The following is a 25,211-nucleotide window of genomic DNA, read 5'->3' as shown; positions in this document are numbered from 1 at the left end:
GGGGGTGCCTCCCTGACGTTGCCGCAGCGGTGCGGCGGGGTGGGAGGAGTTAACCCGGACGCGTCAGCTGTCGTCAATAAGTAAAACCAAGACCTGCAAAATGTGGACGATTTCGTTATCTTCCTGAACGCATGATGCCCCTGGGGCGGCCTGGGCGGCTGCGACCCGGCCGAGGACCCGCAGGCGGCGGCGGTCGCGGGCGCAAGTCGTGGCGGTCCGGGGGCCGCGGACGCGGCGATCTGCCATGCCTTTGCTGGAACATGACACTTCATCAGGTTTAGGCCCAGCTCACGCAGGGCGGGCCGATGGGGGCGGAAAACCCTTTGCCGGGCGATCTTCGGTGCCATATAAAATGTCACATGCTTCAAACTGAGAGAGTCGCCCTGCGCGCCCGCCACGACGAGGACATCCCCGTCCTGCAGGCCGAGTTGTACAACGACATCGCCACCCGCTCGCGCGCGGACACCCGCCCCTGGCTGCCGATCCCGCCGGGGGCGCCCTCCCCCTACGCGGTGGCCGACGCCCCCGCCGACGTCGCGTTCTTCTCCGTGGTCGACACCGCCTCCGGGGAGCTGGCGGGCGAGGCGCTGCTGTGGGGCGTCGACACCCACAACCGCACCGCCCACCTCGGCCTGGCGCTGCGGCCCGCCTTCCGGGGCCGGGGGCTGGCCGGCGAGGCGCTCACCGTCCTGTGCCGCTACGGCTTCACCGTGCGCGGCCTCAACCGCCTCCAGGTCGACACCCTGGCCGACAACCTGGCGATGGTCGCCGCCGCGAGGCGCGCCGGCTTCGCCCTGGAGGGGACGCTGCGCCGCTCCGCCTGGGTCTGCGGCGCCTTCGAGGACGAGGTGGTCCTCGGGCTGCTCGCCGAGGAGTGGCGCGCCCACCGGCCCGCGGACGTGTGGGCCGGCGGGCAGCCGCAGTAGCGGGGGCGGCGGCGCACGGTGAAGCCGTAGCGGCACAGGACGGTGAGCGCCGGGAGCGGGACCGGGCCGGCCGGCGGGCGGCCCGGCCCCGGGTTCACCGCGAGCTGTCGCGCACCACGAGCTCGGCCGCCAGCACCAGACCGGCGTCCGCCGCCGCCCGCCCGCGCACCTGCGCCAGCAGCAGCCGCACCAGCGCCGCGGCGATCGCCCGCAGCGGCAGCCGCACCGAGGTCAGCGCGGGGTGCAGGTGCCGGCACAGCGGGGTGTCGTGGAAGCCGGTGACCGCGACGTCGCCGCCGAGCGCCGCTCCCCCCACCGTCAGGCCCTCCGCGCGCACGGCCTCGTAGACGTCCAGGGCCGGCAGGTCGGATCCGGCCGCCACCGCCGTGGGCCGGTGCGCACCGCGCAGCAGTGCCCGCAGCGCGGCGACGGCCGGCGCGCCCGGCGCCGCGGGCGGGGGCGAGAGCACCTCCAGGCCCAGCCGGCGCGCCTCGGCGAGGAAGCCCTCGCGGCGCGCCGCCAGCCACGGCAGGTCCGCCGCCGGAGAGGCGAAGGCGACCCGCCGGTGGCCGAGCGCCGCCAGGTGCCGGGCCACCTCGGCCATCGCGGCGCCGTTGTCGATGTCCACCCAGTGCTGCGGCTGCTGCGCCCCGGTGCGGCCGAAGGCGGCGAAGGGCACGCCCGCCCGGGCGACGTGGGCGATCCGGGCGTCCCCGTCCAGCACGTCCGCCAGGACCAGCCCGTCCACCTGCCGGGCCGCCACCAGGTCGTCGATCGCCGCCCGGGCGTCGCGGGCGCCCGGCGGCGGGCGGAAGAGCAGCACCCGGTGGCCCTCGGCGCCCGCCGCGTCCACCAGGGCCTCCAGGAAGCCGGCCATCAGCGGGTTGGGGTCGAAGGGGTCGTCCACCGGGGCGAGGTAGCCGATGGTGCGCCGCTCGCCGGTGCGCAGCGAGCGGGCGGACTGGTCGGGGCGGTAGCCGAGGCGGTCGATGGCGGCGGTGACCCGGGCGAGGGTGTCGGGGCGGACGCGGTGGGGGGCGTTGAGGGTGTTGGAGACGGTCTGGCGGGACACGCCGGCCGCGCGGGCGACCTCCTCGATGGTGGTGGCGGCGCGGCGCGGCGGGCGCGGTCCCTGGGTCATCGGTGCTCCGGTGGGTGGGTGGCGGGGCTGGGCGTGTGGTGTGCATCCTGCCTGGCCCGGGGTGCCGGGGCCCGTTCCGGGGCGGGGTGTCGGGTGCGGGTGGGGTGGGGGTCGGCGGGGGGTCGGCGGGGGTCAGCCCTTCGTGGCGCCGGCCAGCAGGCCGGAGATGAACTGCCGTTGGAGGACCAGGAAGAGGACCATCATGGGCAGGGTCGACAGGGCGGTGCCGGTGAGGATCGCGCCGTAGTCGGTGGTGCTCTCGTTGCCGTGGAGGGTGGCCAGGGCGACCGGCAGGGTGTGCATCTCGGGGCTGCGCAGGGCGATCAGCGGCCAGACGAACTGGTTCCAGGAGCCCAGGAAGAGGAAGATCGCCAGGGCGGCCAGGACGGGTCGCATGACCGGGACGACCACGCTCCACAGCACCCGGAGCTCCCCTGCGCCGTCCACCCGGGCGGCGTCCAGGAGTTCGTCGGGCATGCCGTCCAGTGCCTGGCGCATCAGGAAGATCGCGAAGGGCACGCACAGGCCCGGCAGGACGACGGCCTGGTAGCTGTCGAGCAGGCCGAAGGACATCATCATCTTGAACAGCGGTACCAGCATGACCTGTTCCGGCACCACCAGGGTGGAGAGCAGGAGGGCGAACAGCACGGTGCGCCCGCGGAAGCGGAACTTGGCGAAGGCGTAGCCGGCGAGCAGGGCGACGACCAGGGCTCCGGCGGTCTGGAGTGTGGAGATGGCCAGGGAGTTGAAGACCACGCGGCCCAGGCCGATCTTGGCCTGGAGGCGGTCGAGGTTGTCGCCGAGGTGGCCGCCGGGCAGCAGCTTGGGCGGCCAGGCGAAGATCTCGACGCCCTGGCGGGTGGCGGCCAGCACCAGCCAGGAGAAGGGGCCGACGGACAGGCCGGTGGCGGCCGCCAGGACCATGGTCAGCGGCCAGCCGCGCAGTCGCCGGCGCAGGGGTGCGGGGGCGGTGGCGGCCGGGGGTGCGGCGGCGGGGGGTGCGGGGCTCGGGGGCGCGGCGGTGGCGCTCAACGGCGTTCTCCCATCAGGCGCATCTGGACCGCGCCGAGCACCGACACGAGCAGGGTGAGCGCGTAGGCGATGGCGGAGGCGTAGCCGAAGTCGAAGTAGCGGAAGCCGTTCATGTACAGGTACATCGAGACGGTGAGGGTGGCGTTGTCCGGGCCGCCGTGGGTCAGGACGTAGGGCTCGTCGAAGAGTTGGAGGGTGCCGATGGTGGAGAGCACGACCGTGAACAGCAGGACGGGGCGCAGTGCGGGCACGGTGACGGAGCGGAAGCGGCGCAGCGCTCCGGCGCCGTCCATCATGGCGGCCTCGTAGAGCTCTTTGGGGATGCCCTGCAGGCCGGCCAGGTAGATGACGGCGTTGTAGCCGGTGTAGTGCCAGGTGAGGACGAGGACGACGGCCATCTGGGCCCAGAAGGGGCTGCCGAGCCAGTCCACGGCGGGCAGGCCGAGCGCCTTCAGGAGGTGGTTGACCGCGCCGTCCTTGGTGTTGAGGAGGAAGGCGAACATGACGCCGGTGGCGACGAGTCCGGTGACGGCGGGCATGAAGACGCCCAGGCGCCACACGGTGCGCCAGCGCACCAGGGCGGAGTTGAGGGCGACGGCCATGCCGAGCGCCAGGGCGAGCATCAGCGGGACCTGGACGGCGAGGATGCGGGCGGTGTTGCGCAGGGCGGTCCAGAACAGCGGATCGTGCAGCAGGCGGCGGTAGTTGGCCGCTCCGGCGCCGTGGGTGGCGGCGCCGGATCCGGTGGTCAGGGACAGCAGGAAGGAGGAGACGATCGGGTAGGCCTTGAAGGCCGCGAAGGTGGCGAGGGCGGGGGCGAGCAGGAGGTAGGGCAGGGCCTTGCGGCGCAGTCGGGCGCGGCGGTGGGCGGCCGGGAGGGGGGTGCGGGTGGCGCCGGGTGCGGGGGCGGGCGGGGCGGTGGTGGTGGTCATGCGAGGGGGCGTCCGGTCTGCTGGGCGAGCTGCTTGGCGGCGTCCTGGAGTGCGGCGGCGGGGTCGGTGCCCTTGACGAGGACCTTGACCTGGACGTCGCCGGCGAGCTTGAGGGCCCGGGCGTAGTCGCCGGAGTAGTTGGTGGCGTCGGCGCCCTCGGTGAGCAGGTCGGCGAAGGTCTTCAGGACGGGCTGGCCGCCGTAGAAGGCGCTGGGCGCGGCGAAGACGGGGTCGGTGTAGGCGGCGCTGAGGGCGGGGAAGACGCCGCCGGCGGCGAACATGGCGTTCATCGGGGCGGGGCGGGTCAGGGCGTACTCGACGAACTTCCAGGCGGCGACGCGGCGGGGGCTGGAGGCGGCGACGGCCAGGTTGGTGGAGTTGACGATGGCGGCGCGCTTGCCGCCGGGGGTGACCGCCGGGGGCCGGGCCAGGCGCCAGTTGCCGCTCTGGTCGGGGAACTTGGTCTCCAGGTAGTGCGCGGCCCAGGCGGCCAGGGGGGCGACGGCGACCTTGTTGTCCTTCACCAGGTTGGACCAGCCGTGGTCGCCGGCGGAGTCGGCGACCAGTCCGGCCTCGTCCAGGCGCTTGAGGATGGTCATCGCCTTGACGGCCTGCGGGGAGGAGAGGGTGATGTCGCCCTTGAGGTTGAAGTAGAAGCCGCCCTGCAGCTGCATCAGCGCCTGGAGGAAGTTGACGTCGACGTCGGGGGTGCCGGGCTTGTTGATGCCGAGCAGGGCGACGCCGGGGTTGGCGGCCTTGAAGCGGTCGGCGACGGCGATCAGGTCGTCCCAGGTGGCTATGGAGTCCGGGTCGAGGCCGGCCTTGTCGAAGAGGTCCTTGCGGTAGAAGAAGCCGAGGGGGTTGACCTCCCAGGGCAGGGCGTAGGCGTGGCCGTCCTTGCCGCTGACGGTGGGCCACAGGCCCTGGACGAACTTGTCCTTGTGGGCGTCGGCGCCCAGGGCGGAGAGGTCGGCGAGGCCGCCGGGGAACTTCTCCAGGTAGCCGGGCAGGTAGTCGCAGCCGATGTGCAGGACGTCGGCCAGGCCCTGGCCGCCGGCGGCGAGCCCGACGGTGATCTTGTCCCAGATGGCGGGTTCGCCGACGTCCTGGACGTCGACCTTGATCCCGGGGTTGTCCTTCTCGAAGGCCGGGACGACGGCGCGCAGCGCGGCGGCTGCCGAGGTCCAGGACCAGACGGTGACGGTGCCGGTGGCGCCGTCCCCGCCGGTGGTGTTGGCGGAGTCGGAGCCGGAGCAGGCGGACAGGGCGCCGCCCGCGGTCAGGGCCAGCAGGCCTGCTCCGGAGGCGCGCAGGAGGTCGCGGCGGGAAAGGTGTGACATGTCATTCCTTCCTGAGGGGGTGGTGCGGGTCGGTTCGCCGGGCGGGGTCGCCGGGGGCGGGGGTGGCTGTGGCGGGGGGTGTCGGGCGGGGGCGGCTGTGGCGGGGGTCGCGCCGGGGCGCCGGGGGCGGGCGGGGGTCGGGCGCGGGGGTGGTGACGGAGGGTGGCGGCGGAGGGTGGCGGCGGGTCAGGCGGCGCGGGCGGCGTGCAGGGCCTCGGAGAGCCGGGCGGCGGCGCTCTTCGGGTCGGTGCTCGCGTGCGGCGACAGCCGGATCCAGCCGCCGCGCAGGGTGGTGGCGAGCCCCGCCCGGGTCAGCGCGTCGTGGACGGCCTGCGGGTCGGCGCCGGGCAGGCGGAAGCGGGCGATGCCGCTGCCCGTGGCGCCGGGTGTGCGGGCGCCGGCGGCGCGGGCGGCGTCGAGCAGCGCGTCGAGGGCCCCGTCGATCAGGGCGGCGATCCGCTCGATCCCGGTGTCGCGGACCAGGGCCAGTCCCGCGCCCAGCGCGGCGACGGCCGGGCCGTCGGGGTTGGTGAGGGTGTGCGCGACGGCGCCGGGGCGGGCGGGGCGCGGGTGGTCGGGCGCGTCGATCGGGTCCAGGACGCCCGACCAGCCGCCGAGCCCGGGTTCGAGCAGGCCGGCCACCCGGTCGCGCACCAGCAGCAGCGCCGCGCCCCAGCCGGCCCGCAGCCACTTCTGGCCGCCCGAGGCGAGGACGTCCGCGGCGTCGGCTTCGAGGTCCACCGCGCCGAGCGCCTGGACCGCGTCCACCACCAGCACCCGGCGCGGGCCGATCACCTCCTTGATGGCCGCCAGCGGCGCCCGGAACCCGGTCGCGGCGTCCACCGCGCACACCGACACCGCGCGCACCCCCTCGTCCAGTTGGGCCCGTACCGCGTCCGCCGTCATCGGACCGTCCATCAGGCGCACCGCCAGGCCCCCGTTGCCGGCCGCGCGCAGCCAGGGGTAGAGGGCGCCGGGGAAGTCCGCCCGGCTCGCCAGCACCGTGCCCGGGCCTGCGCCCGGGGCGGGGGAGGTGTGGGCGCCGAAGGCGTGGGCGGCGGCGAACATGCCGTGCGAGGTGGAGCCGACGAAGGCGATCTCGTGCGGGGCGCAGCCGAGCAGCCCGGCGGCCGTGCGGGCGCACTCCCCCGTCGCCGCGTCCAGGGCGGCCAGCGCGTCCCAGCCCCGGTGGTGGATCGCCGACGCCGCGCCGACCAGCACCTCGCGCACCCGGTCGGAGACCGGTCCGAACCGGGCGAAGTCCAGGTAGCCGGACGGTTCGTCGAACTGCTGCAGGTACTCCTGGACGGTCCGTTCCGACATGGCGCCATTCCTTCGATTTGAACGTTCAAACACACAAAACCCAGCAGAACCGAACAGTCCCGAACGAGTGGGTCACAGCAAACGCCCGCCCTCGCGGCGTCGTCAAGGGCCCCGCACGGCGGCGCGGGCCTTCGAGATCCTTCCGTTACCGTGCGCGACGAACGTCTTGTCAGTGCCATTTCACATTGCTATGGTGCATGGTCGCGCAGCCGCCGTGGGCGGGTCCACGGCGGCTGCGTGCGGTGCGGGGCGGTGCCGGATGGCGCCGGGCGGCGCCGGGCGGGGCGGGTGCGGGAAGGGCGGGTGTGCGGGGCGCCCAGGGGGCCCCGCCGGGCCCGGTCCACTCCCCCGCGACAGTGGACCGGGCCCGGTCGGCGCCCGGTCAGGGGCGGTCGAGGGTGATCGAGTTGATGGGCGTGAGGTCGGCGTAGACGCCGTTCTGGGCGGCCATGTCGTAGTTGCAGCCGGCGCCGTTGTAGCCGGTGCACAGGTGGGCGTGGGCGCCGCCGGACTGGTTGTTGAGCACCCAGTGCCAGCCGTTCTGGTTGCTGAGGTTGTGGGCGCCGTAGCTCCAGAAGACGTCGGTCGGCGAGCCGGTGGGCGAGTCCTGCGGGTAGATGCAGACCGCCCCGTACGGACAGCCGTCCCAGCTGCCGTCGGCGGCCTGGGCCCCGGTGGTGTCGACGCTCAGCACGGCGGCCGCCGCGATGGCGAGGGCGGCAACGCCCCGAATCGTCCTGCGCATGGGTGTTTCCCTCCGTTGCGGCCGTTTTGGCCGGTTGTCAGCACTGTAGGAGGGTGGCGGCGGCCCGTCGTACCTGACGGATGACAGGGTGCGGGGCGCCGGCCAGGGCGCCGACACGGGGGCCGACGGGGGCACTGGCGGGGGCACCGACGGGGCACCGACCGGGGCGTCAAGGAATCCTTGACAAGTGAGCCTGCGTCAAGGTTTCCTTGACACATGCCGATCACGAAGCCGCAGGGCCCTCCCGGGACCACGCCCCCCGCCGTCACGCCGCTGGCCGCGGCGCTCCCGCTCGCGGTGGGCCTGCCCGCCCTGACCGCGGTGTTCGCCGACCGGCTCGGCACCCCCGCCACGGTCGCGCTGGCCGCCGTGGACCTCGCGCTCATCGCCGCCGTCGGCGCGCTGGCCGCCCGGGCGAACGCGGGCGCCGAGCGCGCCCGCCGCGACGAGGACGTGCTCGACGCCCTCCTCCCCCTGCCCGCCACCGCCGTTGCCGCCGACGGGGTGCGGCGATGAGCGGCGAGGCGTTCCTCGGCCCACAGGAGGCCGCCCGCATCCGCGAGGGCATCGCGGCGGCCGTCCTCGGCGCCCCCGAGGGCCTGGCCGAGTCCCTGGAGCACGACTCCGACGGCTACCTGCGGCTGGTCGACGCCTCCCGGGTCGGCGCCGAGGAGGCCGGGCGCCTGCTGCGCGAGGCCGTCCAGGGGGCCCGGGCCTCGGGCCACAGCTGGGACGCGGTGGGCCGCGTCCTCGGGGTGAGCCGCCAGGCGGCCCAGCAGCGCTTCGCGGACAAGCCCGCGGACGCCCTCCCGAGCGCGGCCTCCCCCTACCTGCCGGGCGCCCCGGAGCGCCGCATCCTCAGCCCGCTGTCGGCCGTCAACGAGATGGCCGCGCTGGCGGAGGCCGGCCGGATGGGCTGGCACCTGATCGGCTACGGCGCGCTCCACCACGAGGTGGAGCTGTCCGACCGGCCCTGGGAGCACTGCCGGGTGACGCTCGCCTCCGCCGGGCGCCAGCGCCGGCTGGAGGCCGAGGGCTGGATCCCGGTCGGCGCCGGCTGGTTCCCGTGGCGCTACTACAAGCGCCCGCTCAGCCCCGCGAAGAACTGACGGTACGTCATATTCCGGCGGGTCCGGGCGCCTTCGCCGGTCCCGCACCCGGGCGGGCGGGCCAAGCGGGTGCGCGGCGGGGACGGCGCAGGCGGGCCTCCCGCACGGGGAGGCCCGCCGACGCGGCCGGGGTGGCGGCCGGGGAGGTGGCTACGGGCACGGACGGGTACCGCAGGGGGCCGGAACCGCGGCGCAGGGGCGGGTCAGCAGGCGAAGTCGACCCGGCGGAACGTCGCGTAGTGGTCGGCGGTGTAGTAGTCCTCGTGGTACGCCTGGCCGGTGACGATGCGGCGGGCGCCGCGGGTGGGGGACCCGGGGGTGACGACGGTGTACTCGTGGTAGTAGCCGGAGGACTTGGCGGGCAGGACGCGCTCGCGGTTCTGGAAGACGATGCCGTCCTGGGAGTAGGGGAACGGGCCCCCGGCGGCGATCAGGTCGAGGGTGTGGTCGGCCTGGGACGGCAGCGCCGACAGGCACACCGTGCCGCTGACGGCGGCGTGGGCCTCGGTGGCGACCGCGGCGGGCGCCAGGGTCAGCAGGGTGACGGCGGCAACGGCGGCGGCGCGTGTCTTCCACGCGCGTAGAGTTCTGGTCATGACAACAGTGTGGCCAGCTGTCGGGGCTGGTCGGAAGGGGCGTCGCGAGTCTTCACCCGGGGGTAACCGGCAGCACGGCCGGGCGACTTGATCCGTACGCACGGCGGTCCGCGGACCGGGCGCCGGGCGGGCGGGGAGGACCGGTGCGGGCCGGTGCGGATCCGGGTGGGCGAGGTCGTAGGCCCGGGTCGTAGGGTGACCGGATGTCCCTGATCACCCTGCACGACAAAGCCGTCCTGGCCGCACGGTTCGAGCGCGATCCGGCGCTGCACATGATGGAGCTCGGCGACCTCGACGACCTGCTGTGGCCGCACACCACGTGGTACGCGCTGGCCGGCGGCGAGGGGCCGGTGGCCCTGGTGTACGGGGTCGGAGAGATCCCGACCGTGCTGGGGTTCGCGCGGCCGCGGCAGGCGGGGGCGCTGGAGGAGCTGCTGCGGGCGATGCTGCCGGTGCTGCCGCGGCGGTTCACAGCCCATCTGACCGGCGGCGCGGGCGGGGTGCTGTCGGCGGCGTACACGGTGGAGCACCGCGACGCGCTGGTGCGGATGGCGCTGACCGACCCGGACGCCGCGTCGGCGCACCCGCACGGCGGGTGGCTGCCGCGGACCCTGGACAGCGATGATCTGGCGGAGGTGCTGGCGCTGTTCGCGGCCGCCTATCCGGGCAACTGGTTCGACGAGCGGATGCTCGCCACCGGGCGGTACACCGGGGTGCGCGACGCGGAGGGCGTGCTGACGGCCGTCGCCGGGGTGCACGTGTACTCCCCCGCCCACCGGGTGGCCGTGGTCGGCAACGTGGCCACCCTCCCGTCGGCGCGCGGGCGCGGCGCGGCGGGGGCGTGCGTCGCGCAGCTGTGCCGCCTGCTGCGCGAGGACGGCGTCGACCGGATCGGGCTCAACGTGCACGCCCACCACGCCACCGCCCGCGGGCTGTACGAGCGGCTGGGCTTCACCGTCTCCGAGGCCTTCGAGGAGGCCGTGTTCAGCGCACGCTGAGCACGCGGACCGATCGGCGGGGACGGGGGCGGGCCGTTACGCTCGGGCGCAGGAGGCCCCTTCGAGCCGGCGGGCGCCGGGTAAGGGCGGTACGGCGGTGTGGCCACGGATCGACGGCATGCGCTCCCTTGAGCTGGGCACCCCGGACGGGATGCGGACCTGGCTGAACTCCCTGGTGCTGAGCGGGGCGAAGACCACGACCACCGGTTTGTTCCGGGAGTACGCCGAGCAGGGCGAGGAGCTGGAGCACGTCGGCGAGCGGCTGGCCCTGTTGGACGGGCTCGGCCGCCCGGTCGCCACCGTCGAGATCACCGCGGTGGAGGTGCGGCCCTTCGGCGAGGTGGGCTGGGAGCACGCCGCGGCCGAGGGCGAGGGTGACGCGTCCCTGGAGGAGTGGCGCGCGGGCCACCGCGGCTACTGGCAGCGCCTGGGCAGCAGGGTCGAGGACGACACCGCCGTGGCCTGCCTGGCCTTCCGGCTGGTCGACAAGCCCTAGGAGCGTGGGTCGCTAACTGGGAGTGCGTGGGTGCGGATCTGGTGCCGTTTCGTGCTGCGGATCCGTAGTGCTGCAACGCAGGCGGCGACGAAGATCATGGCGATGCCTGTGCCGGTCAGCACTTGGCGGGCCCCCAGGGCGGTGGTGAGGGGTCCGCCCAGTGCCGCGCCGACGGGTGACGCTGTCAGTAGGACGGACGCGCGCAGGGCGAGGACGGTGGTGAGGAGGGTTGCCGGGGTGTGGTCCTGGAACAGTTTGAAGGCCAGGGCGCTGTAGGGGCCGTAGACCACACCGCCCAGGGCGAAACCCCCGAGGGAGAACACTGCTGGTGCGTGGAGTCCGAAGGGCAGCATGGCCAGGCCGTGACCGGCGATGATGCACAGCAGGACCGGCCACAGCGGCAGGTTTCGCAGGGTGCCGACGGCCAGGGTGCCGGTGACCGCTCCGATGCCGAATGCGGCCCAGTACAGGCCGAGGGCCCCCGCGCCGGCGTGGAGGTCTTGGGCGACGAACAGGGGCAGGGCAACTTCGACGGGGCCGTAGAACAGGTTGAACAGCCAGGTCACCGCGAGTAGGCCGAGCAGTTCGGGCCGGGCGCGTAGGAGGCGCAGGCCTTCGCCCGGTCGGATGTCGGGGGCCGGCCCGGCGGGCGCCGGAGTATCCGGCTCGCCCAGGCGCGCGCTCTGGAGGGCCAGTGCGGCGAAGGACAGGGCGTCCAGGCCGACGATCCAGGCCGGGGCGATTGCCGCCGCGAGGACTCCGGCGAGTGCTGGGCCGACGATCGTGGACGCACAGGTGCTGGTGCTGAGCAGTGCGTTGGCCGCCAGGTGCTGCTCGGCGGGGAGGACTTGGGCGGCCAGAGCGTACTTGGCACCGCCGCCCCAGGCGTGCAGGAGGGATGAGCCCGCGAGCAGCGCGAGGTAGAGGGCGGGGTGGAGTATGCCGAGCGCCCACGCGAGGGGGATGCAGCCGAGGAAGAGAGCGCGTGTCCAGGCGTTCGCGCGGATCAGCCGCTGTGCGGGAAGGGAGCGCAGCCATCGGCCCAGCAGCAGTGCGCCGATGGCGCCCGGCAGGATGTAGGCGGCGACTGCGGCTCCGATCAGCGGGCCGCGCGCGCCGGGCGGGGAGATCTGTACCGCCAGCCATGCCACCGCGACCATGCTCATCCCGTCGCCGAGGTCGGATATCGCTAGTGCGGGCAGCAGGCGCCGGAACGGGCGGTGGGCGAAGAGCGGTCGGTACGCTTGGGGCAGCCGACGGAGCAGGCGTGCTGAAATCATGTGGCCAGGCAAGCGGTTCAAGCGCGCTTGAAGTCAAACGACGGGCGATGCGGTGCGATACGTGGGCATAGGGGAGCTGGCGCGCCAGTCGGGCATGCGGGCCTCGGCCCTGCGCTACTACGAGAGCCTGGGGCTCCTGCCCGCCGCGCGCCGCGAAGGCGGACGCAGAGTGTGGCCTGCCGCCACCCTGCGGCGGATCGCGCTGATCCGGATGTCGCAGCGCGCGGGGTTCACCCTGGCTGAGATCCGCCGGCTGCTGGACAGTGACACCAGCCAGGGCGCCACCAGCCAGTGGCGGGCTCTGGCCGAGCGCAAGCTCCCCGAACTCGACCGCGTCGTCCAGCAGACCCAGCAGCTGCGCGAAGCGGTCGCGGCCTGCCTCGCCTGCGGCTGCATGAACTTCACCGACTGCGAACTCCTGGCCAGCGCACCCGCCACGGATACCTGATCGGCTCCTCCGAGGCAACCGCTTCCCGCCGATCCCGACCACTCGGCGGGTTGCCCGTTACCGACCCGCGCCCCTAGGCGGCCTCTCTTTCGGGTCACGCCGGGTGGGTGGAGGCGGTGCGGTAGCGGCCGGGGGTGGTGCCGAAGAGGCGGGTGAAGGCGTGGGAGAGGGCGTAGGGGGTGCTGTAGCCGACGCGGCGGGCGACGGCCTCCAGGGGGTGGGCGGTGTCGCGCAGCAGGGCGGCGGCGCGGGTCAGGCGCCACCAGGTGAGGTAGGCCATCGGGGGGCTGCCGACCAGGGCGGTGAAGCGGCGGGTGAGGGTGGCGCGGGAGACGCCGGCCCGCTCGGCGAGGCGGTCGGTGGTCCACGGGTGGGCCGGGTCCTCGTGCACGGCGCGCAGGGCGGCGGCCACGACGGGGTCGTGCAGCGCGGCGGGCCAACGGGCCCCGGCCGGTTGGGCGGTGGGCGGTTGGGCGGTGGGCCGGGCGGCGGGTTCGCGGGTGAGCCAGGCGCGGACCATGTAGACCAGCAGCAGGTCGATCAGGCCGGGGACGGCGAGCGCCCCGCCAGGCCGGTCGGCGGCCAGTTCGCCGCCCAACAGGTCGACGGCGGCGCGCAGTTCGGGGTGGCGGCCGAGGCGGTTGGGCAGGTGGACGACGTCGGGCAGTTCGGCCATCAGCGGGTGGGTGCGGCTGTGGTCCAGGCGGTACTTGCCGCACAGCAGCTCGGCCGCCCCGGCGTCGGGACCGGCGTCGGCGGGGGCATCGGCCCCGGCGGAGCCGGCGGGGGCCTGCGGGCGGCCGGGGGTGAGCAGTTGGTCGATCGGGGTGGCGTTCGCGGCCGTCTCGGGGTCGAGTGCGGTGTCGGCCAGGACGTGGCCGGTGCCGTGCGGGAGCAGGACGGCGTCGCCCGGGCCGAGGACGAGGGGGGCGCCGCCGTCGGGCAGCAGCCGGCAGCCGCCCGCCAGCACGACGTGGAAGCCCGCGCCGTCGTAGGCGGGGATGCGGGCGCACCAGGCGCCGTGCACCCGCAGGCGGTTGGAGGAGGGCCGGCCGATCCGCACGGCCGCTATCGCGTCGCTGACCACGTCCATGCGCCGATGGTAGCCGCACGCCACCGCGGTGAGCCGCTCTCGTATCCGCAAGAGCCTGACGGGCATTGAGCGGCTCACCGGCCCGCTCCTAGGGTGGGGGCAGTTGCCGAAACCAGGGAAAGCAGGAGGGGCCGTGGAACCGATCGTGCTCGGGGACGTGGAGATCGTCAGGGTCGTGGAGTGGCAGGGGACGTTCGGCCCGGTCGCCAGGATCGTGCCGGACGTCGGGGCGCAGGTGTGGCGGGACAACGAGGAGTGGCTGGCGCCCGGGCACTGGGAGCCGCAGAGCGACAGCTACGTCGCCGCGATGCAGACCTGGGTGGTGCGCAGCGAGGGGCGCACGGTGCTGGTGGACACGGGGGTGGGCAACGGGCGCAGCCGGCCGGCCAGTCCGCACTTCCACGACCGGCAGGGGGACTTCCTGGGGCGTCTGGCGCGGGCGGGGGTCGCGCCGGGGGATGTGGACGTGGTGGTGAACACGCACTTCCACGCCGACCATGTGGGGTGGAACACCGTGGACGCGGGTGGTGAGTGGGTGCCGGCGTTCCCGAACGCGACGTACCTGTTCCCGGCGGCGGACGACGCGGCCTACGGTCCGCAGGGGCGGTACGGGGATCGGCAGGAGCCGGCGGGTGAGGAGGGGCGGCTGCGCTGGGAGGAGCGGCGGCTGATGTACGCCGACAGCATCGAGCCGGTGCACCGGGCCGGGCAGGCGCGGTTGTGGGAGGGGGGTCACCGGATCGACGGGAACCTGGTGCTGGAGTCGGCGCCGGGGCATACGCCGGGGTCGTCGGTGCTGCGGGTGTCCTCGGGCGGGGAGCGGGCGGTGTTCGTGGGGGATCTGCTGCACAGTCCGGTGCAGATCCTGGAGCCGGGGTGCAACAGCTGCTTCTGCGAGGACCAGGCGGGGGCGGCGGCCAGTCGGCGGCGGGTGCTGGAACGGGCTGCGGACGAGCGGGAGTTGGTGGTTCCGGCGCACTTCGGTGGTGCGGGGGCGGCGCAGGTGCGGCGGCGCGGTGCGGGGTTCGAGATCGCGCGGTGGGCCGTGTGAGGAGGGGCGGTCCGGGCCGGGCCGATGGCTGGGCCGGCCCGGCCTGGGGTGTTGCGCCCGCCTGCGGTGGGGTCAGGGCGCGTCGGGGAGGTCCCGGCGGTTGTCCTCGGCGGCCTTGCGCTCCGCCTCGCGCAGCCGGGCCACCGCGCGGGCCAGGTCTTCGGCGGCCAGGTGGAAGGCGGTCCGGGTGTCGGGGCGGTGGGCCAGGTCGGACAGGGCGGCGGTGAGCCGGCGCAGGGTTTCGACGGGCTCGGCGAAGGAGGCCAGCAGGGCGGGCTCCTCGGCCGGGCGGGGGCGGCGGTCGCGGGGCAGGGCGGTGAGGCGTTCCAGGGCGGCGTTCAGCGGCTTGCCGCTCTCCCCCATCGCCTCGGTGACGGGGTGCTGTTCCTCGGTGGCCATGTCCACTTCCCCTCGCGGTGCGCCGGGCGGGGCCGGTCGGCCCGCCCCTGTCACCTGCGGGTTCTACCCGCCCGGGGGCCGCCGTACCCGGCGGTGCGGCGGCCGCGGCGGTGACGGGCGGTCAGGGCAGGGGCGGGGTGGTCGGGCGCTAAGGCAGGGGCCGGTGGCCGGGCGGGGCGAGGGCGGTGTCGTCGAGGATCCGCTGCACGGTGTCCTGCAGGGTGCTGTCCGCCGTGAAGACGTGTTCGGCGCCGCCGGGCAGCAGGTCGCGTTCGCGGTACCAGGCGGCCATCTCCTCGGGGGTGAAGTCGGCGGCCTGCGGGCGGGTCGCGTGGCGGCGCAGCGTCTCCTCGAAGGGGATGTCGAGGTAGTACAGGCGGGTGCGGCCGCGGTGGTCGGCGGCGAGGCGGGTGAGCATGTCGGCGTAGTGGCCGGTGGTCAGGATGCCTTCGACGACGGTGTGGTAGCCGTGGTCGAGGGCGTAGCGGGCGACGGTGTCGATCAGGCCGATGTTGGCTGCGCCGGGGGTGTCGCGTTCGCGCAGGACGGTGCGGCGCAGGGTGTCCTGGGCGACGAGTGCGAGGCCCCGGCCGTGGCGTTCGCGCAGGGCGGCCGCGATGCTGGACTTGCCGGAGCCGCTGTTGCCGCGCAGCACCACCAGGACGGTGTGGGGGCTTCCTGTCACGCCCTCCACGGTAGCGGGGGCGCCCTGGGGCCGGTGGCGGTTGCCCGGGGCGGCCGTTGGTCAGGACGGCCGTTGCCCGGGTCGGGGGTTGGTCAGGACGGCAGCTGCTGGCGGTAGGCGTCCAGGGCGGGGGCGGTGGTGGTGGCGAGGAACTCGGTGACGGTGTAGTCGGCCAGGCCGGCGCGGGTGAAGGGGTCGGTGCGGGTGATCTCCTCGATCGCGGCGCGGTCCTCGCCGGCGGCGAGGATGATGCCGCCGTCGCGGGGGACCTTGCGGCCGGAGGCGAGGAAGGTGCCGGCCTCGTAGTGCTCGCGCAGCCAGGCGATGTGCTCGCCGAGGACGGCTTCGATGCGGTCCAGCGGCGCGGTGTAGGTGAGTTCCAGGACGAACATGGCGTCAGGCTAGCGGCCGGGCCCGGCCCGCGGCGGGGCGGGGGCGGGGAACGGGTCGGGGCCGGGAACGGCTGCCGGGAGGTTTTGCCAAACGGTCGACCAACCGGGTCGGCGGCTTCGGTAGCGTCCGGTCTGTTCGTCGGTTCGAGTGGTGCGGGTCCCCGGTGGCGGGGGTCCGCCGGGGAGGTGTGCCATGGGTGCGGTCCGGGTGTCGGAGGCTGCGGCGGGGTTGGCGCGGGCGTGGTGCTCGCAGGTGCTGGCGCGGGTGGGGTCGGCGGAGGTGAAGGTCCTGCGGATGGACGCGATGCCCGTGGAGGAGGAGTGGCACGAGCAGGCGGAGGTGCTGCTGGTGCTCGACGGCCGCCTGGAGCTGGTCGTGGAGGGCGCGGTGGTGCCGGTGGGCCCGGGCGGCCTGTACGTGGTGGAGGCGGGGGTGCGCCACGCCGTCGGGCCGGGCAGCCGGGGCACGCTGGTGATCGTGGAGGCGCCGGCCCGCTGAGCGCCTTTTCCTTCGGCCCCCTGGCAGCGTGTCAGGCACCATCATGCCAGCTCAGGGGTGCCCGCGGTAGGACGTAGCGCACGCCGGTGCGGCCTTGTCCGGGCCCGGTGGCGGCCCGCAGACTTCTCGTCATCCACTCCCCCGGCCCGTGTGCCGTCACCCCTGTGCGGGTGCCGGCGCGTGGGTCGTGCTGTCCGGCCGCCGGCGGGAGTGCGGACTACAGGGGGAACGGCGATGGGTCGACCGGTGGATCAGGACATGGTGCTGCGGGCGCGGGTGCTGCTGCTGAGCACGGACCGGCGGGTGGTGCGCGGAGCGCGCGGGCTGGCGGCGTACCGGCTGCTGGCGCAGGCCGATGCGGCGGTGTACGGGTCCAAGCTCGCCTACGTGCTGCTGGACGCGGCCCGCTCGGCGCAGGTGCAGGACCTGCCGCAGGCGCGGCTGGCGCTGCTGGAGGAGGCGGTCGCGGTGGCGGGGGCGCTGGAGGAGGGCAACCCGTTCCGGGCGAGGGTGCTCGGCCGGGCGGTGGAGGCCCTGCGGGCGGAGCGGGCCGGGCTGTGAGCCCGGCTGCGGGCCCGGCCCGGGCGCGGGGGCTGCCCGTACACGTGCCGATTGCGGTAGAACTTTGGCTATTTGACGATTGATCGGGAGATTCTGGATGAGCACGTCGGCAGTTTCGCGCCGCGGTCTGATCACCGGTGTGGCCGCGGCCGTGGTGGGCTGGAACACCGCCGGCCGGTCCTGGGCGGTCACCGGCGGCGCGGGCGGGGACGGGAGCGGGGCCGCGGACGGCGGCGCGGGCACGGGCGGCGGGGCCGCGGGCGCGGTGGCCGCGCTGCCGGCGCTGGACGGGAGCGTGGTCGTCGACCCCGCCGTCCTGGAGGGCTTCGCCGGGGACTTCGGGCACCTGGTGGCCGCCGTGCCGCGGGCCGTGCTGCGGCCCGGGTCGGTCCGGGACGTGGTGGCGATGGTGGACTTCGCGCGCCGCCACCGGATCCCGGTCGCGATGAACGGCCAGAGCGGGGAGGCGGGCGCCGGCGGGCAGGGCCTGGAGTCGCACTCCAGCTACGGCCAGGCCACCGCGCCCGGGGGCGTCGCCGTCGACGCGCGCGGCCTGGACCGGATCGTGTCCATCACCCCGGGGCGGGCCGTGGTGGAGGCGGGCGCCACCTGGGCGCAGCTGACCGACGCCGCGCTGGCGCAGGGGTGGATGCCGCCGTGCCTGACGGACTATCTGCACCTGTCGGTGGGCGGGACGCTGAGCGTGGGCGGGATCGGCGGCGGTGTGCAGCGCTACGGGCTGCAGGCGGACACGGTGGAGTCGATCGACATCGTGACCGGGACCGGGCGGCTGGTCACCGCCTCGGCCAACTGCGAGCGGGAGCTGTTCGAGGCGGCGCTGGCGGGCGGCGGGCAGGTGGGGATCATCGTGCGGGCGACGCTGCGGCTGGTGCCGGCGCGGGAGCGGGCGCTGGTGTTCAGCCTGTTCTACGACGACCTGGCGGCGTATCTGGGCGACCAGGAGCGGCTGATGGCCGAGGGCCGGTTCGATCTGCAGGTCGGGGAGGTGCTGCGCAGTGCGGCGGGGAGCGCGTGGCGGTACCGGATCGAGGCGGTGGCCCTGTACGACGGGGGCGCGGTGCCGGACCGCAGGGCGCTGCTGCAGGGGCTTCGGCACGTGGCCGGGGAGACGGTCGTGGTGGACCAGGAGTTCCGCGCGTACGCGTTCCGGGTGGACGCGTTCGCCGGGTACCTGAAGGCGGCGGGTTTCTGGGGGCTGCCCAAGCCGTGGCTGAGCCTGTTCCTGCCGGCGTCCACGGCGGGCGTGTTCATGCGGGAGGCGGCGCGGGAGCTGACGCCGGAGGATCTGGGGGCGGGGATCCTGTTGTTCTACCCGTACGCGGCCGGGCGGTTCACCCGCCCGTTCGCGATGGTGCCCGAGGAGCCGGTCGGCTTCCACTTCGACCTGTTGGCCTTCCCCGCGCCGGGTGCGGACGTGGCCGCGATGCTGGAGCGCAACCGGCGCCTGTACGAGCGGGCGGTGGCGCTGGGCGGCAAGCGGTACCTGGTCGGGGCGGTTCCGCGGATGGGCCGCGAGGACTGGCGGCGCCACTACGGGCGGCGCTGGCCGGCGCTGGTGGCGGCCAAACGGCGCTGGGACCCGGCGGGGATCCTGACGCCGGGCCAGCGCATCCACGCCTGAGCGGGCGGGGCTCTGCCCGGTCACCGGGCGGTGCGGTGGGCCCCGGGGGCCGGCCGGTGGCCTGGCGCGTGCCCGGGACCCGCAGGGCGCCGCCGGTGAGGGCGGCCGCCGGTGCCGGATTCTTCGGCGGACCGGGTTCAGACCAGCCGGTGCATGCCCACCGAGCGGGGGGCGGTCGGGGTGAACCCGTACTGCGCGTACAGGTGGTGGGCCGGTCCGTCGGCGATCAGCGACACGTACGCCCCGGCGGGCGCGCGGCTCTCCAGCTCCGCGGTCAGCCGGGCCATGATCCGCCGGCCCAGCCCCCGGCCCTGGTGCTCGGGCAGGACGCACACGTCGACGATCTGGAAGACCGACCCGCCGTCGCCGACCACCCGCCCCATCCCGACGGTGCGCCCCTCGTGGTGCGCGGTGACGCCGTACCAGGTGTTGGGCAGTCCGGCCGCCACCGCCGCGGCGGGCCGGTCGCTCATGCCGGCACCGGTGCGCAGGCGGCGGAAGGTGTCGACGTCGGGCACGCCGGAACACAGCTCGTAAGGGTTGCCAATGGTGTTCATAGGTTACATGGTACGGGTGGGGCGCGATTGGCAGGGAGGTCGGGGAGGGGGTGCCGGTGGGCTGCTGGACGCGAACCTGGCCGGCGCGCTGGGCGACCGGGCGACCGGGGCCTGGGCGCGCCCGGCCGCCCGGCCTTTCGGGGAAGGGGTTTTGACGGTTCGCCAGGTTCGTCAGGTGATCTCCATCTGGGCCATCATGCCCATGGCGGAGTGGTCGAGGAGGTGGCAGTGGTAGGGGTAGCGGCCGCGGTAGGAGTCGAAGGTGGCCTGTAGGCGGACCGTCTCCCCCGGCAGCAGGCGCACGGTGTCCTTCAGGCCCGCCTCGGCGGGTGCGGCGGGGGCGCCGTTGCGCTCCAGGACGCGGAACTGCACCAGGTGCAGGTGGAAGTTGTGCGGCACCAGCTGGTTGGCGTTGGTGACCGTCCACACCTCGCTGGCGCCGAACGCGATGCGGGTGTCCACCCGGTTCTCGTCGTAGACGCGGCCGTCGATGGTGGCCTGCGGGTCCGCCCGTCCGTCCTCGTCCATCCGCAGCACGACGGAGCGCTGCGCCGTGGGCGCGGCCAGCGCGGGCAGGGTGCGCAGCCGGGAGGGCACGGAGCTGGCGTCGTAGGCGGCGCGTACGACGTCGAAGCGCAGGACCTGGCCGGTGAGTTCGGCGGGGCCGGGCGGCAGGGTGTTCTGCAGGACGAGGCGGGTGCCGATCGGGTAGCGGGAGAAGTCGATGACGACGTCGGCGCGTTCGCCCGGCGAGAGGTCGACGGTGTCGGTGGTGAAGGGGCGCTCCAGCAGGCCGCCGTCGGTGCCGATCAGGGTCATCGGGCCGCCGTCGGCCAGGCGCAGGGAGAAGAAGCGCAGGTTGGAGGAGTTGAGCAGGCGCAGGCGGTACTTGCGGGCGGCGACCTCGACGTAGGGCCAGGGGCGGCCGTTGGCGAGGATGGTGGTGCGGTTGAAGGGGTCGTCCATCTGGTAGACGAGGCGGCCCGCGTCGTCGAAGCGGGCGTCGCGCAGGGCGATGGGCAGTTCGTACTGGCCGGAGGGCAGCGGCAGGGCGCGTTCGGCCTCGTCGGTGAGCAGGTAGGAGCCGGACAGGCCGCGGTAGACGTGTTCGGACTCCAGGTGGTGGGCGTGGTCGTGGTACCAGAGGGGGGCGTGGGGCTGGTCGTTGGGGTAGCTGTAGGTCTTGGCGGCGCCGGGGTTGATGAGGTTCATCGGGCCGCCGTCGCTGTCGACGGGCACGCGGGCGCCGTGCAGGTGGACGGAGACGGGCTCGTCCAGGCGGTTGACCTGTTTGATGACCACCCTGCGTCCGGAGCGGGCCCGGATGGTGGGGCCGGGGAAGCTGCCGTTGTAGGTGAGGACCTCGGTCAGGCGCCCGGGCAGGATGCGGGTGCGGACCTTGAGCATGGTGACGGTGTAGGTGTCGGCGCCGCCGTCGGTGGAGGTGGGGCTGAGCACCGGGGGGATCGGCATCGCGGTGGTGAACGGGACCACCGGGGCGGCCGTCCCCGCGCCGGCCTCGGCGCCCGCGCCGCCGGCCCCGGCCATGCCGGCCATGCCGGCCATGCCGGCCATGGCGTCGGTGCCGCCCGAGCCGTCGGCGGCGGTGGCGGTGGCCGCCGGGTGCAGGGTGGAGCGCATGACCAGCACCCCCGCCCCGCTCGCCAGGGCGGCGCCGATCATCCTGCGTCTGGTCACCATCGGGTCCTCCTGCACGCGGTGCGCGTGGGCGTGCGCCGGCCGCCCGGCTGCGGCCTGCTTCCGAGGGTGATTGCAACAGCGCCCGCCTACGTGCCGCTTGAGTCCCGCTGAGGCGGGGCGGGGCGCTCGCCGGCGGCCCCGGGGGGCCGGGCCGGCGACGGGCCGGTGAGCTGGGCGTGTTGCGCGGGGGTTGCGGTGGGCGCGTCACGGTACTCGGGAAGGAGTCGAAGAGCCCTCAAGGAAGGGTCGAAACGTGGACCTGCGGTACTGGCTGCCCCGCGCGGTCGAGGTCGCCGAGCGGTGGGGCGAGCGGTTCGGCCCCTGGCGGGCGCACCCCTCGCACCAGGTGGGCGATGAGGAGTTCGCCCCCGTCTTCGAGCGGTTCGCCAAGCGGATGGAGCACAACTACCCGTTCTTCCATCCCCGTTACGTCGGACAGATGGTCAAACCGCCGCACCCGGCCGCGCAGGTGGGCTACGTGACGGCGATGCAGTACAACCCCAACAACCACGCCTACGAGGGCGGGCCCGCCACCAACGACATGGAACGCGAGTGCGTGGCCGCGCTGGCCGCCATGTTCGGGCTGCCCGCGCACGTGGGCCATCTGACCAGCAGCGGCACCATCGCCAACCTGGAGGCCCTGTACGTGGCGCGCCAGTGCCACCCCGGGCGCGGCATCGCCTACAGCGCGGAGAGCCACTACACCCACAGCCGGATGTGCCACGTGCTGGGCGTCGAGGGCCACGCCGTGCCCGCCGACGGCGCCGGGCGCATGGACCCGGGCGCGCTGGAGCGGCTGCTGGCCACCGGGCGGATCGGCACCGTCGTCGTCACCGCCGGCACCACCGGCCTGGGCGCGGTGGACCCGGTGCACGAGGTGCTGGCCCTGGCCCGGCGCCACGGCGCCCGCGTCCACGTGGACGCCGCCTACGGCGGGTTCTTCGCCCTGCTGGCCCTGGCCGAGGACCCCGCCCGGCGCCTGGGCATCGACCCGCGCCCGTGGCGGGCCATCGCCGGCTGCGACTCGGTGGTCGTCGACCCGCACAAGCACGGCCTGCAGCCCTACGGCTGCGGGGCGGTGCTGTTCGCCGACCCCGGCATCGGGCGCCACTTCGCCCACGACTCCCCCTACACCTACTTCACCGACGCCGAGCTGCACCTGGGCGAGATCAGCCTGGAGTGCTCGCGGGCCGGCGCCTCGGCGGCCGCGCTGTGGCTGACCCTGCAGCTGCTGCCGCTCACCGCGGACGGCTTCGGCGCGGTGCTGGCCGGCGGGCGCCGCGCCGCCCTGCGCTGGGCCGAGCTGATCAAGCGCTCCCCCGAGCTGAAGCTCTACCAGAGCCCGCAGCTGGACATCGTCACCTACTTCCCCGCCACCGGCCCGCACGGCGTGCCCGTCGCCGGCCCGACCGGCTGCCCCGCCACCGGCCCCGGCAGCCGCGCCCCCGGGCACCTGTCGGAGGTCGACGCGGCGAGCGAGCGGATGCTGCGCGCCGGCATGGACAGCCCCGACGACCCGCTCTACCTGAGCCTGCTGCGCACCGACGCCGCCGCGTTCACCCGCCGCCACCCCGACGCGGTGCCCGACGCCGCCACCGCGCGGGTCCTGCGCAGCGTGCTGATCAAGCCCGAGGCCGAGGACCACCTCGACCTCCTGCACGAGCGCGTCACGCGGCTGGCCGCCGAGAGCCTGCCCCAGCCCTCCCTGCACTGAGCTGTCACCGCGCCGCCACCGAGGAGAGTCCCGTTGACCACCACCACCCCTGCCCTCGCCACCGCCCTCGCCCCGCTCGACCGCGCGCCGATCGACCGCACCCCGCTCGACCGCGCACCGGTCGCCCCCGCGCCGCTTGACCGCGCACCGCTCGGGCGTACGCCGGCGCCGCCCGCCCGGGCCGCCCGCCCGCAGGAGGGCGCCGCGCTGGCCGCCCTGCTCGCCGCGGCCTTCCAGGAGGACCCCCTCACCCTGTGGGCGTTCCCCGACGAGGAGCACCGGCGCCGGATCCTGCCCGCCTTCTTCCGCGTCTTCCTCGACCAGGCCCTGGCCTGGGAGGGCGTGCTGACCACCGACGCCCTCGACACGGTCCTGCTGTTCCTGCCGCCCGGCGCCTGGGAGCAGGGCGAGGCCGACGGCGAGGCGTTCGCCGCCCGCCTCGCCGAGGCCGTCCAGGACCCCGCCGCGGTGCGGGCGCTGGAGGCCATCACCCGCCTGCAGGCCGAACGCCACCCCCGCCACCGCCCGCACTACTACGTGTCCTTCGCCGCCGCCGCCCCCGGGCGCCGGCGCACCGGAGCCGTCTCCGCCCTGGTGCAGCACCTGCTGGCGCGCGTCGACGCCGAGGGCCGCGCCGTCTACACCGAGGCCAGCTCCGCCGGCGGGGCGGCGGCCGCCCGGCGCGCCGGCTTCACCCCCTTCGGCGAGGCCATCGCCCTGCCCGGCGGCGGCCCGCAGCTGCGCCCGATGTGGCGGGGCCCGCGGTGAGCGGCGGCCTGCGGCTGTTCTCCGCCGAGCAGATCGAACGCGGCGAGGCCGCCGCCCACCCGGAGGTCGGCGAGATCCTCGCCTGGAGCCGGCGCTTCCTCACCACCGCCCACCCCGACCTCGGGCGCAGCGGCCCGGTCTGCCCGTACACGCAGCCCTCGCTGCGCCGGGGGCTGTTCCATGTGGCGGTGGTGGAGGGCGGGGACGGGCCCGGCGGCGGTGACCTGCCGGCGGTGGTGGGGCGGCTGCGGTCCTGGTATGACCGGTTGTCGCAGCGGCTGTCGGAGGAGTCGGACCGGGAGCTGCTGACGGTGCTGCTGGTGCTGCCGCAGCTGGACCGCGCGGACTCCACGGTGCTGGACGAGCTGCAGCGCAAGGCCAAGGACGAGTTCGTCTCGCAGGGCCTGATGATCGGCCAGTTCCATCCGGTGTGTGCGGAGGGGGGCCTGTGGAACGCCGCGTTCCGTCCGCTGCGCTCGCCGGTGCCGCTGCTGGCGGTGCGCAAGCTGCTGGTGTTCGACCTGCCGTTCCTGGTGGGCGACGAGACGCACCTGGACCACTACCTGCGCCGCTTCGCTCCCGAGGTGCCGGCCCGCATCCGTGACCAGCTGGTCTCCGGGATGATGGGCGTGGACACGGGCATGGGCGCGCGCGTGGTGGCGACGGCGGGGGTGTGACCCGTCGTGGGTGACGCCGGGCCCCCGTGCCCCGGGGCGCCCGGTGCGGTCGTGGAGTGGGAAGTCGCACCGGCCGACTTCCCACTCCACGCGCGTTCGGGCCCGGCGGGCTTACGGCCACCCGGCGCACGGGGGCGCCGGGTGGGCGGGCAGTTGCGCCCAGACCGTCTTGTGGCGGGTGCCGTGGTGGGTGCCCCATCGTCTCGACAGGGCCTGGACCAGCAGGAGGCCCCTGCCTCCCTCGCTCTCGTCGCCGGGGCTGGTGAGCACGGGCGCCTCGGGTGACACGTCCCGGACCTCGATGACGATGCTGTCGCGCAGGCCGAGCACCCGCACGGTGATGAGATCGGCGGTGTCCGGCCGCGGCCGGGCGGCGGTCGCCTTGACGGAGTTGCTGACCAGTTCGCAGACGACGAGGGCCGCGTCGTCCTCGACGGCGCCGGCCTTCCACTTGTCGGGGGCGAGCGCGGTGAACCGGCGGGCGAGGCAGGCCGCGGAGCGGGCACGCCCCGGTACTGCACTTCATCCTGAGCGAGTCGGTGATCCGTCGGAACATCGGCGGCGGGGCCGTCATGCGTGAACAGCTGCTTCGCCTGGCCGAGGTGGCGGAGCGCCCCAACATCGAGCTCCAGGTGCTTCCGTTCGACGCCCAGACGTTCGGCGCCGCCTGGGTGGGCTTCACGATCATGCGCTTCGACCACGACGCCGCCTCCGACGTCGTCTATCTGGAGGACTACACCGATGCCACCTACCTGGACAGGCCGGACGGCGTGCAGTCCTACTCCGCTCTGTGGAATCGCCTGCAATCCGCAGCCCTGGGGCAAGTAGAGTCGGCGAACATGATCCTTGGCCTGGCAGGCGCCGACTAGCACAGGGCGCCCGACAGCTACCTCCATGAACATCCCAGACTTCACCGGCGCCGCGTGGCACAAGAGCACCCACAGCGGTGACAACGGCGGGCAGTGCGTAGAAGTGGCGGTCCACCGGGTGCCGTGGGAGTGCGGGACTCCAAGGCCGGGGGGCGGGGGCCGGTGCTGGCCTTCACGCCCGACGAGTGGCAGGCCTTCGTCGGGAGTGTGGCCGTCGGCGAGCTCTGAGCCGTCGTG

Annotated in this window: 28 protein-coding genes and 3 pseudogenes; 16 read left to right on the top strand and 15 right to left on the bottom strand. The window is 74.8% G+C overall.

Translation table 11 applies throughout. The annotated features are described in order from the left end of the window. The first annotated feature begins 359 nt into the window (after positions 1-359). Positions 360-926, top strand: coding sequence for a GNAT family N-acetyltransferase (locus ACGFZP_RS20985; protein WP_392935028.1), 567 nt, complete (start codon positions 360-362; stop codon positions 924-926). A gap of 94 nt (positions 927-1,020) precedes the next feature. Here ACGFZP_RS20985 and ACGFZP_RS20980 read toward each other — a convergent pair whose 3' ends face one another. From ACGFZP_RS20980 to ACGFZP_RS20955, 6 genes are all read right to left on the bottom strand, one after another. Next, positions 1,021-2,067 carry a LacI family DNA-binding transcriptional regulator gene (locus ACGFZP_RS20980; RefSeq protein ID WP_392935026.1) on the bottom strand — a complete coding sequence of 349 codons (1,047 nt, stop codon included), beginning with the start codon at positions 2,065-2,067 and terminating at the stop codon, positions 1,021-1,023. Positions 2,068-2,199: 132 nt separating this feature from the next. After that, complete coding sequence (locus tag ACGFZP_RS20975; RefSeq protein ID WP_392935023.1) at positions 2,200-3,099, bottom strand: carbohydrate ABC transporter permease; 900 nt, start codon at positions 3,097-3,099, stop codon at positions 2,200-2,202. Continuing rightward, entirely contained in the window at positions 3,096-4,031 is a 936-nt protein-coding gene (locus ACGFZP_RS20970) for a carbohydrate ABC transporter permease (protein ID WP_392935021.1), read from the bottom strand. Before ACGFZP_RS20970 ends, ACGFZP_RS20975 begins: the two co-directional genes overlap by 4 nt. Further along, positions 4,028-5,371, bottom strand: a complete 1,344-nt coding sequence (locus ACGFZP_RS20965) for an extracellular solute-binding protein (protein ID WP_392935018.1) — start codon at positions 5,369-5,371, stop codon at positions 4,028-4,030. The genes ACGFZP_RS20970 and ACGFZP_RS20965 overlap by 4 nt, the downstream gene beginning before the upstream one ends. A 186-nt stretch (positions 5,372-5,557) precedes the next feature. Then, positions 5,558-6,694, bottom strand: a complete 1,137-nt coding sequence (locus ACGFZP_RS20960; RefSeq protein WP_392935016.1) for an aminotransferase class V-fold PLP-dependent enzyme — start codon at positions 6,692-6,694, stop codon at positions 5,558-5,560. A 382-nt stretch (positions 6,695-7,076) separates the two neighbouring features. After that, a complete protein-coding gene (locus ACGFZP_RS20955) occupies positions 7,077-7,439 on the bottom strand; it encodes a hypothetical protein (RefSeq protein WP_392935014.1) in 363 nt (120 codons plus the stop codon). A gap of 216 nt (positions 7,440-7,655) precedes the next feature. Here ACGFZP_RS20955 and ACGFZP_RS20950 point away from each other — a divergent pair, with 216 nt between their 5' ends. Continuing rightward, complete coding sequence (locus ACGFZP_RS20950; RefSeq protein WP_392935011.1) at positions 7,656-7,955, top strand: hypothetical protein; 300 nt, start codon at positions 7,656-7,658, stop codon at positions 7,953-7,955. Beyond that, on the top strand, positions 7,952-8,548 hold the full coding sequence (locus ACGFZP_RS20945; RefSeq protein WP_392935009.1) for a hypothetical protein: 597 nt from the start codon (positions 7,952-7,954) through the stop codon (positions 8,546-8,548). The genes ACGFZP_RS20950 and ACGFZP_RS20945 overlap by 4 nt, the downstream gene beginning before the upstream one ends. A 203-nt stretch (positions 8,549-8,751) precedes the next feature. On the opposite strand, the gene ACGFZP_RS20940 is transcribed toward ACGFZP_RS20945, so the two are convergent. Then, positions 8,752-9,144 (bottom strand): ribonuclease, encoded by a 393-nt coding sequence (locus ACGFZP_RS20940; protein WP_392935007.1) that lies wholly within the window; start codon positions 9,142-9,144, stop codon positions 8,752-8,754. 203 nt (positions 9,145-9,347) lie between these two features. Here ACGFZP_RS20940 and ACGFZP_RS20935 point away from each other — a divergent pair, with 203 nt between their 5' ends. Continuing rightward, positions 9,348-10,142, top strand: a complete 795-nt coding sequence (locus ACGFZP_RS20935; RefSeq protein ID WP_392935004.1) for a GNAT family N-acetyltransferase — start codon at positions 9,348-9,350, stop codon at positions 10,140-10,142. Between the two features lie 118 nt (positions 10,143-10,260). Beyond that, positions 10,261-10,638, top strand: a complete 378-nt coding sequence (locus ACGFZP_RS20930; RefSeq protein WP_392935001.1) for an ASCH domain-containing protein — start codon at positions 10,261-10,263, stop codon at positions 10,636-10,638. On the opposite strand, the gene ACGFZP_RS20925 is transcribed toward ACGFZP_RS20930, so the two are convergent. Then, positions 10,635-11,918: an MFS transporter gene (locus ACGFZP_RS20925; RefSeq protein WP_392934998.1), complete on the bottom strand. Its 1,284-nt coding sequence runs from the start codon at positions 11,916-11,918 to the stop codon at positions 10,635-10,637. The two genes, ACGFZP_RS20930 and ACGFZP_RS20925, sit on opposite strands and share 4 nt — an antisense overlap. A gap of 61 nt (positions 11,919-11,979) precedes the next feature. On the opposite strand from ACGFZP_RS20925, the gene ACGFZP_RS20920 reads away from it, so the two are divergent. Further along, entirely contained in the window at positions 11,980-12,366 is a 387-nt protein-coding gene (locus ACGFZP_RS20920; RefSeq protein ID WP_392934995.1) for a MerR family transcriptional regulator, read from the top strand. Positions 12,367-12,460: 94 nt separating this feature from the next. On the opposite strand, the gene ACGFZP_RS20915 is transcribed toward ACGFZP_RS20920, so the two are convergent. Further along, positions 12,461-13,459 carry a cupin domain-containing protein gene (locus tag ACGFZP_RS20915; protein ID WP_392934992.1) on the bottom strand — a complete coding sequence of 333 codons (999 nt, stop codon included), beginning with the start codon at positions 13,457-13,459 and terminating at the stop codon, positions 12,461-12,463. Positions 13,460-13,592: 133 nt separating this feature from the next. On the opposite strand from ACGFZP_RS20915, the gene ACGFZP_RS20910 reads away from it, so the two are divergent. Then, the gene (locus ACGFZP_RS20910; protein WP_392934990.1) at positions 13,593-14,510 is read left to right on the top strand and encodes an MBL fold metallo-hydrolase; all 918 of its coding nucleotides are present in this window, start codon (positions 13,593-13,595) and stop codon (positions 14,508-14,510) included. 72 nt (positions 14,511-14,582) lie between these two features. Here the strand turns inward: ACGFZP_RS20910 and ACGFZP_RS20905 are convergent, their stop codons facing one another. The 3 genes from ACGFZP_RS20905 to ACGFZP_RS20895 form a co-directional block, all read right to left on the bottom strand. Beyond that, positions 14,583-14,909 carry a hypothetical protein gene (locus tag ACGFZP_RS20905; RefSeq protein ID WP_392934987.1) on the bottom strand — a complete coding sequence of 109 codons (327 nt, stop codon included), beginning with the start codon at positions 14,907-14,909 and terminating at the stop codon, positions 14,583-14,585. 148 nt (positions 14,910-15,057) lie between these two features. Continuing rightward, a complete protein-coding gene (locus ACGFZP_RS20900) occupies positions 15,058-15,594 on the bottom strand; it encodes a kinase (protein ID WP_392934985.1) in 537 nt (178 codons plus the stop codon). Between the two features lie 92 nt (positions 15,595-15,686). Further along, positions 15,687-15,986 (bottom strand): YciI family protein, encoded by a 300-nt coding sequence (locus tag ACGFZP_RS20895; RefSeq protein ID WP_392934982.1) that lies wholly within the window; start codon positions 15,984-15,986, stop codon positions 15,687-15,689. 193 nt (positions 15,987-16,179) lie between these two features. Between ACGFZP_RS20895 and ACGFZP_RS20890 the strand changes: the two genes are divergently transcribed. The 3 genes from ACGFZP_RS20890 to ACGFZP_RS20880 all read left to right on the top strand — a co-directional run bounded on the left by ACGFZP_RS20890 (position 16,180) and on the right by ACGFZP_RS20880 (position 18,688). Next, entirely contained in the window at positions 16,180-16,485 is a 306-nt protein-coding gene (locus tag ACGFZP_RS20890; RefSeq protein WP_392934980.1) for a cupin domain-containing protein, read from the top strand. 246 nt (positions 16,486-16,731) lie between these two features. Next, positions 16,732-17,046, top strand: coding sequence for a hypothetical protein (locus ACGFZP_RS20885; RefSeq protein WP_392934977.1), 315 nt, complete (start codon positions 16,732-16,734; stop codon positions 17,044-17,046). Between the two features lie 97 nt (positions 17,047-17,143). After that, positions 17,144-18,688: an FAD-binding protein gene (locus ACGFZP_RS20880; protein WP_392934976.1), complete on the top strand. Its 1,545-nt coding sequence runs from the start codon at positions 17,144-17,146 to the stop codon at positions 18,686-18,688. Positions 18,689-18,825: 137 nt separating this feature from the next. Here ACGFZP_RS20880 and ACGFZP_RS20875 read toward each other — a convergent pair whose 3' ends face one another. Together ACGFZP_RS20875 and ACGFZP_RS20870 are read right to left on the bottom strand one after the other, a co-directional pair. Further along, positions 18,826-19,245, bottom strand: a complete 420-nt coding sequence (locus ACGFZP_RS20875; protein ID WP_392934973.1) for a GNAT family N-acetyltransferase — start codon at positions 19,243-19,245, stop codon at positions 18,826-18,828. A gap of 171 nt (positions 19,246-19,416) precedes the next feature. Further along, complete coding sequence (locus ACGFZP_RS20870; protein WP_392934970.1) at positions 19,417-20,946, bottom strand: multicopper oxidase family protein; 1,530 nt, start codon at positions 20,944-20,946, stop codon at positions 19,417-19,419. A gap of 253 nt (positions 20,947-21,199) precedes the next feature. Here ACGFZP_RS20870 and ACGFZP_RS20865 point away from each other — a divergent pair, with 253 nt between their 5' ends. Genes ACGFZP_RS20865 through ACGFZP_RS20855 form a run of 3 tightly spaced genes read left to right on the top strand, consistent with a single transcriptional unit; the run spans position 21,200 to position 24,105 of the window. Further along, on the top strand, positions 21,200-22,660 hold the full coding sequence (locus ACGFZP_RS20865; RefSeq protein ID WP_392934968.1) for a pyridoxal phosphate-dependent decarboxylase family protein: 1,461 nt from the start codon (positions 21,200-21,202) through the stop codon (positions 22,658-22,660). 33 nt (positions 22,661-22,693) lie between these two features. After that, on the top strand, positions 22,694-23,428 hold the full coding sequence (locus ACGFZP_RS20860; RefSeq protein WP_392934965.1) for a hypothetical protein: 735 nt from the start codon (positions 22,694-22,696) through the stop codon (positions 23,426-23,428). Then, positions 23,425-24,105: a DUF6875 domain-containing protein gene (locus ACGFZP_RS20855; RefSeq protein ID WP_392934962.1), complete on the top strand. Its 681-nt coding sequence runs from the start codon at positions 23,425-23,427 to the stop codon at positions 24,103-24,105. Before ACGFZP_RS20860 ends, ACGFZP_RS20855 begins: the two co-directional genes overlap by 4 nt. A gap of 111 nt (positions 24,106-24,216) precedes the next feature. Here the strand turns inward: ACGFZP_RS20855 and ACGFZP_RS20850 are convergent. After that, positions 24,217-24,588: pseudogene (locus ACGFZP_RS20850) on the bottom strand (ATP-binding protein); the annotation flags it as partial. A gap of 29 nt (positions 24,589-24,617) precedes the next feature. On the opposite strand from ACGFZP_RS20850, the pseudogene ACGFZP_RS20845 reads away from it, so the two are divergent. The 3 genes and pseudogenes from ACGFZP_RS20845 to ACGFZP_RS20835 all read left to right on the top strand — a co-directional run. Then, positions 24,618-24,974: pseudogene (locus ACGFZP_RS20845) on the top strand (DUF5753 domain-containing protein); the annotation flags it as partial. Positions 24,975-24,999: 25 nt separating this feature from the next. Next, positions 25,000-25,056, top strand: a pseudogene (locus ACGFZP_RS20840) (hypothetical protein); the annotation flags it as partial. Between the two features lie 41 nt (positions 25,057-25,097). Then, positions 25,098-25,202: a DUF397 domain-containing protein gene (locus ACGFZP_RS20835; RefSeq protein WP_392934960.1), complete on the top strand. Its 105-nt coding sequence runs from the start codon at positions 25,098-25,100 to the stop codon at positions 25,200-25,202. The last annotated feature ends 9 nt before the right edge of the window (positions 25,203-25,211 follow it).

The sequence above is a fragment of the Kitasatospora sp. NPDC048239 genome, assembly GCF_043202015.1.
Classification (GTDB): domain Bacteria; phylum Actinomycetota; class Actinomycetes; order Streptomycetales; family Streptomycetaceae; genus Kitasatospora.
This window is presented reverse-complemented; position numbering and strand designations above follow the sequence as displayed.

What these genes read in the sequence shown, in the direction of transcription:
- ACGFZP_RS20985 (WP_392935028.1), top strand. Translation starts at nt 360, where the DNA reads ATGCTTCAAACTGAGAGAGTCGCCCTGCGCGCCCGCCACGACGAGGAC.
- ACGFZP_RS20980 (WP_392935026.1), bottom strand. Translation starts at nt 2,067, where the DNA reads ATGACCCAGGGACCGCGCCCGCCGCGCCGCGCCGCCACCACCATCGAG.
- ACGFZP_RS20970 (WP_392935021.1), bottom strand. Translation starts at nt 4,031, where the DNA reads ATGACCACCACCACCGCCCCGCCCGCCCCCGCACCCGGCGCCACCCGC.
- ACGFZP_RS20965 (WP_392935018.1), bottom strand. Translation starts at nt 5,371, where the DNA reads ATGTCACACCTTTCCCGCCGCGACCTCCTGCGCGCCTCCGGAGCAGGC.
- ACGFZP_RS20960 (WP_392935016.1), bottom strand. Translation starts at nt 6,694, where the DNA reads ATGTCGGAACGGACCGTCCAGGAGTACCTGCAGCAGTTCGACGAACCG.
- ACGFZP_RS20955 (WP_392935014.1), bottom strand. Translation starts at nt 7,439, where the DNA reads ATGCGCAGGACGATTCGGGGCGTTGCCGCCCTCGCCATCGCGGCGGCC.
- ACGFZP_RS20950 (WP_392935011.1), top strand. Translation starts at nt 7,656, where the DNA reads ATGCCGATCACGAAGCCGCAGGGCCCTCCCGGGACCACGCCCCCCGCC.
- ACGFZP_RS20945 (WP_392935009.1), top strand. Translation starts at nt 7,952, where the DNA reads ATGAGCGGCGAGGCGTTCCTCGGCCCACAGGAGGCCGCCCGCATCCGC.
- ACGFZP_RS20940 (WP_392935007.1), bottom strand. Translation starts at nt 9,144, where the DNA reads ATGACCAGAACTCTACGCGCGTGGAAGACACGCGCCGCCGCCGTTGCC.
- ACGFZP_RS20935 (WP_392935004.1), top strand. Translation starts at nt 9,348, where the DNA reads ATGTCCCTGATCACCCTGCACGACAAAGCCGTCCTGGCCGCACGGTTC.
- ACGFZP_RS20930 (WP_392935001.1), top strand. Translation starts at nt 10,261, where the DNA reads ATGCGCTCCCTTGAGCTGGGCACCCCGGACGGGATGCGGACCTGGCTG.
- ACGFZP_RS20925 (WP_392934998.1), bottom strand. Translation starts at nt 11,918, where the DNA reads ATGATTTCAGCACGCCTGCTCCGTCGGCTGCCCCAAGCGTACCGACCG.
- ACGFZP_RS20915 (WP_392934992.1), bottom strand. Translation starts at nt 13,459, where the DNA reads ATGGACGTGGTCAGCGACGCGATAGCGGCCGTGCGGATCGGCCGGCCC.
- ACGFZP_RS20905 (WP_392934987.1), bottom strand. Translation starts at nt 14,909, where the DNA reads ATGGCCACCGAGGAACAGCACCCCGTCACCGAGGCGATGGGGGAGAGC.
- ACGFZP_RS20895 (WP_392934982.1), bottom strand. Translation starts at nt 15,986, where the DNA reads ATGTTCGTCCTGGAACTCACCTACACCGCGCCGCTGGACCGCATCGAA.
- ACGFZP_RS20890 (WP_392934980.1), top strand. Translation starts at nt 16,180, where the DNA reads ATGGGTGCGGTCCGGGTGTCGGAGGCTGCGGCGGGGTTGGCGCGGGCG.
- ACGFZP_RS20880 (WP_392934976.1), top strand. Translation starts at nt 17,144, where the DNA reads ATGAGCACGTCGGCAGTTTCGCGCCGCGGTCTGATCACCGGTGTGGCC.
- ACGFZP_RS20875 (WP_392934973.1), bottom strand. Translation starts at nt 19,245, where the DNA reads ATGAACACCATTGGCAACCCTTACGAGCTGTGTTCCGGCGTGCCCGAC.
- ACGFZP_RS20870 (WP_392934970.1), bottom strand. Translation starts at nt 20,946, where the DNA reads ATGGTGACCAGACGCAGGATGATCGGCGCCGCCCTGGCGAGCGGGGCG.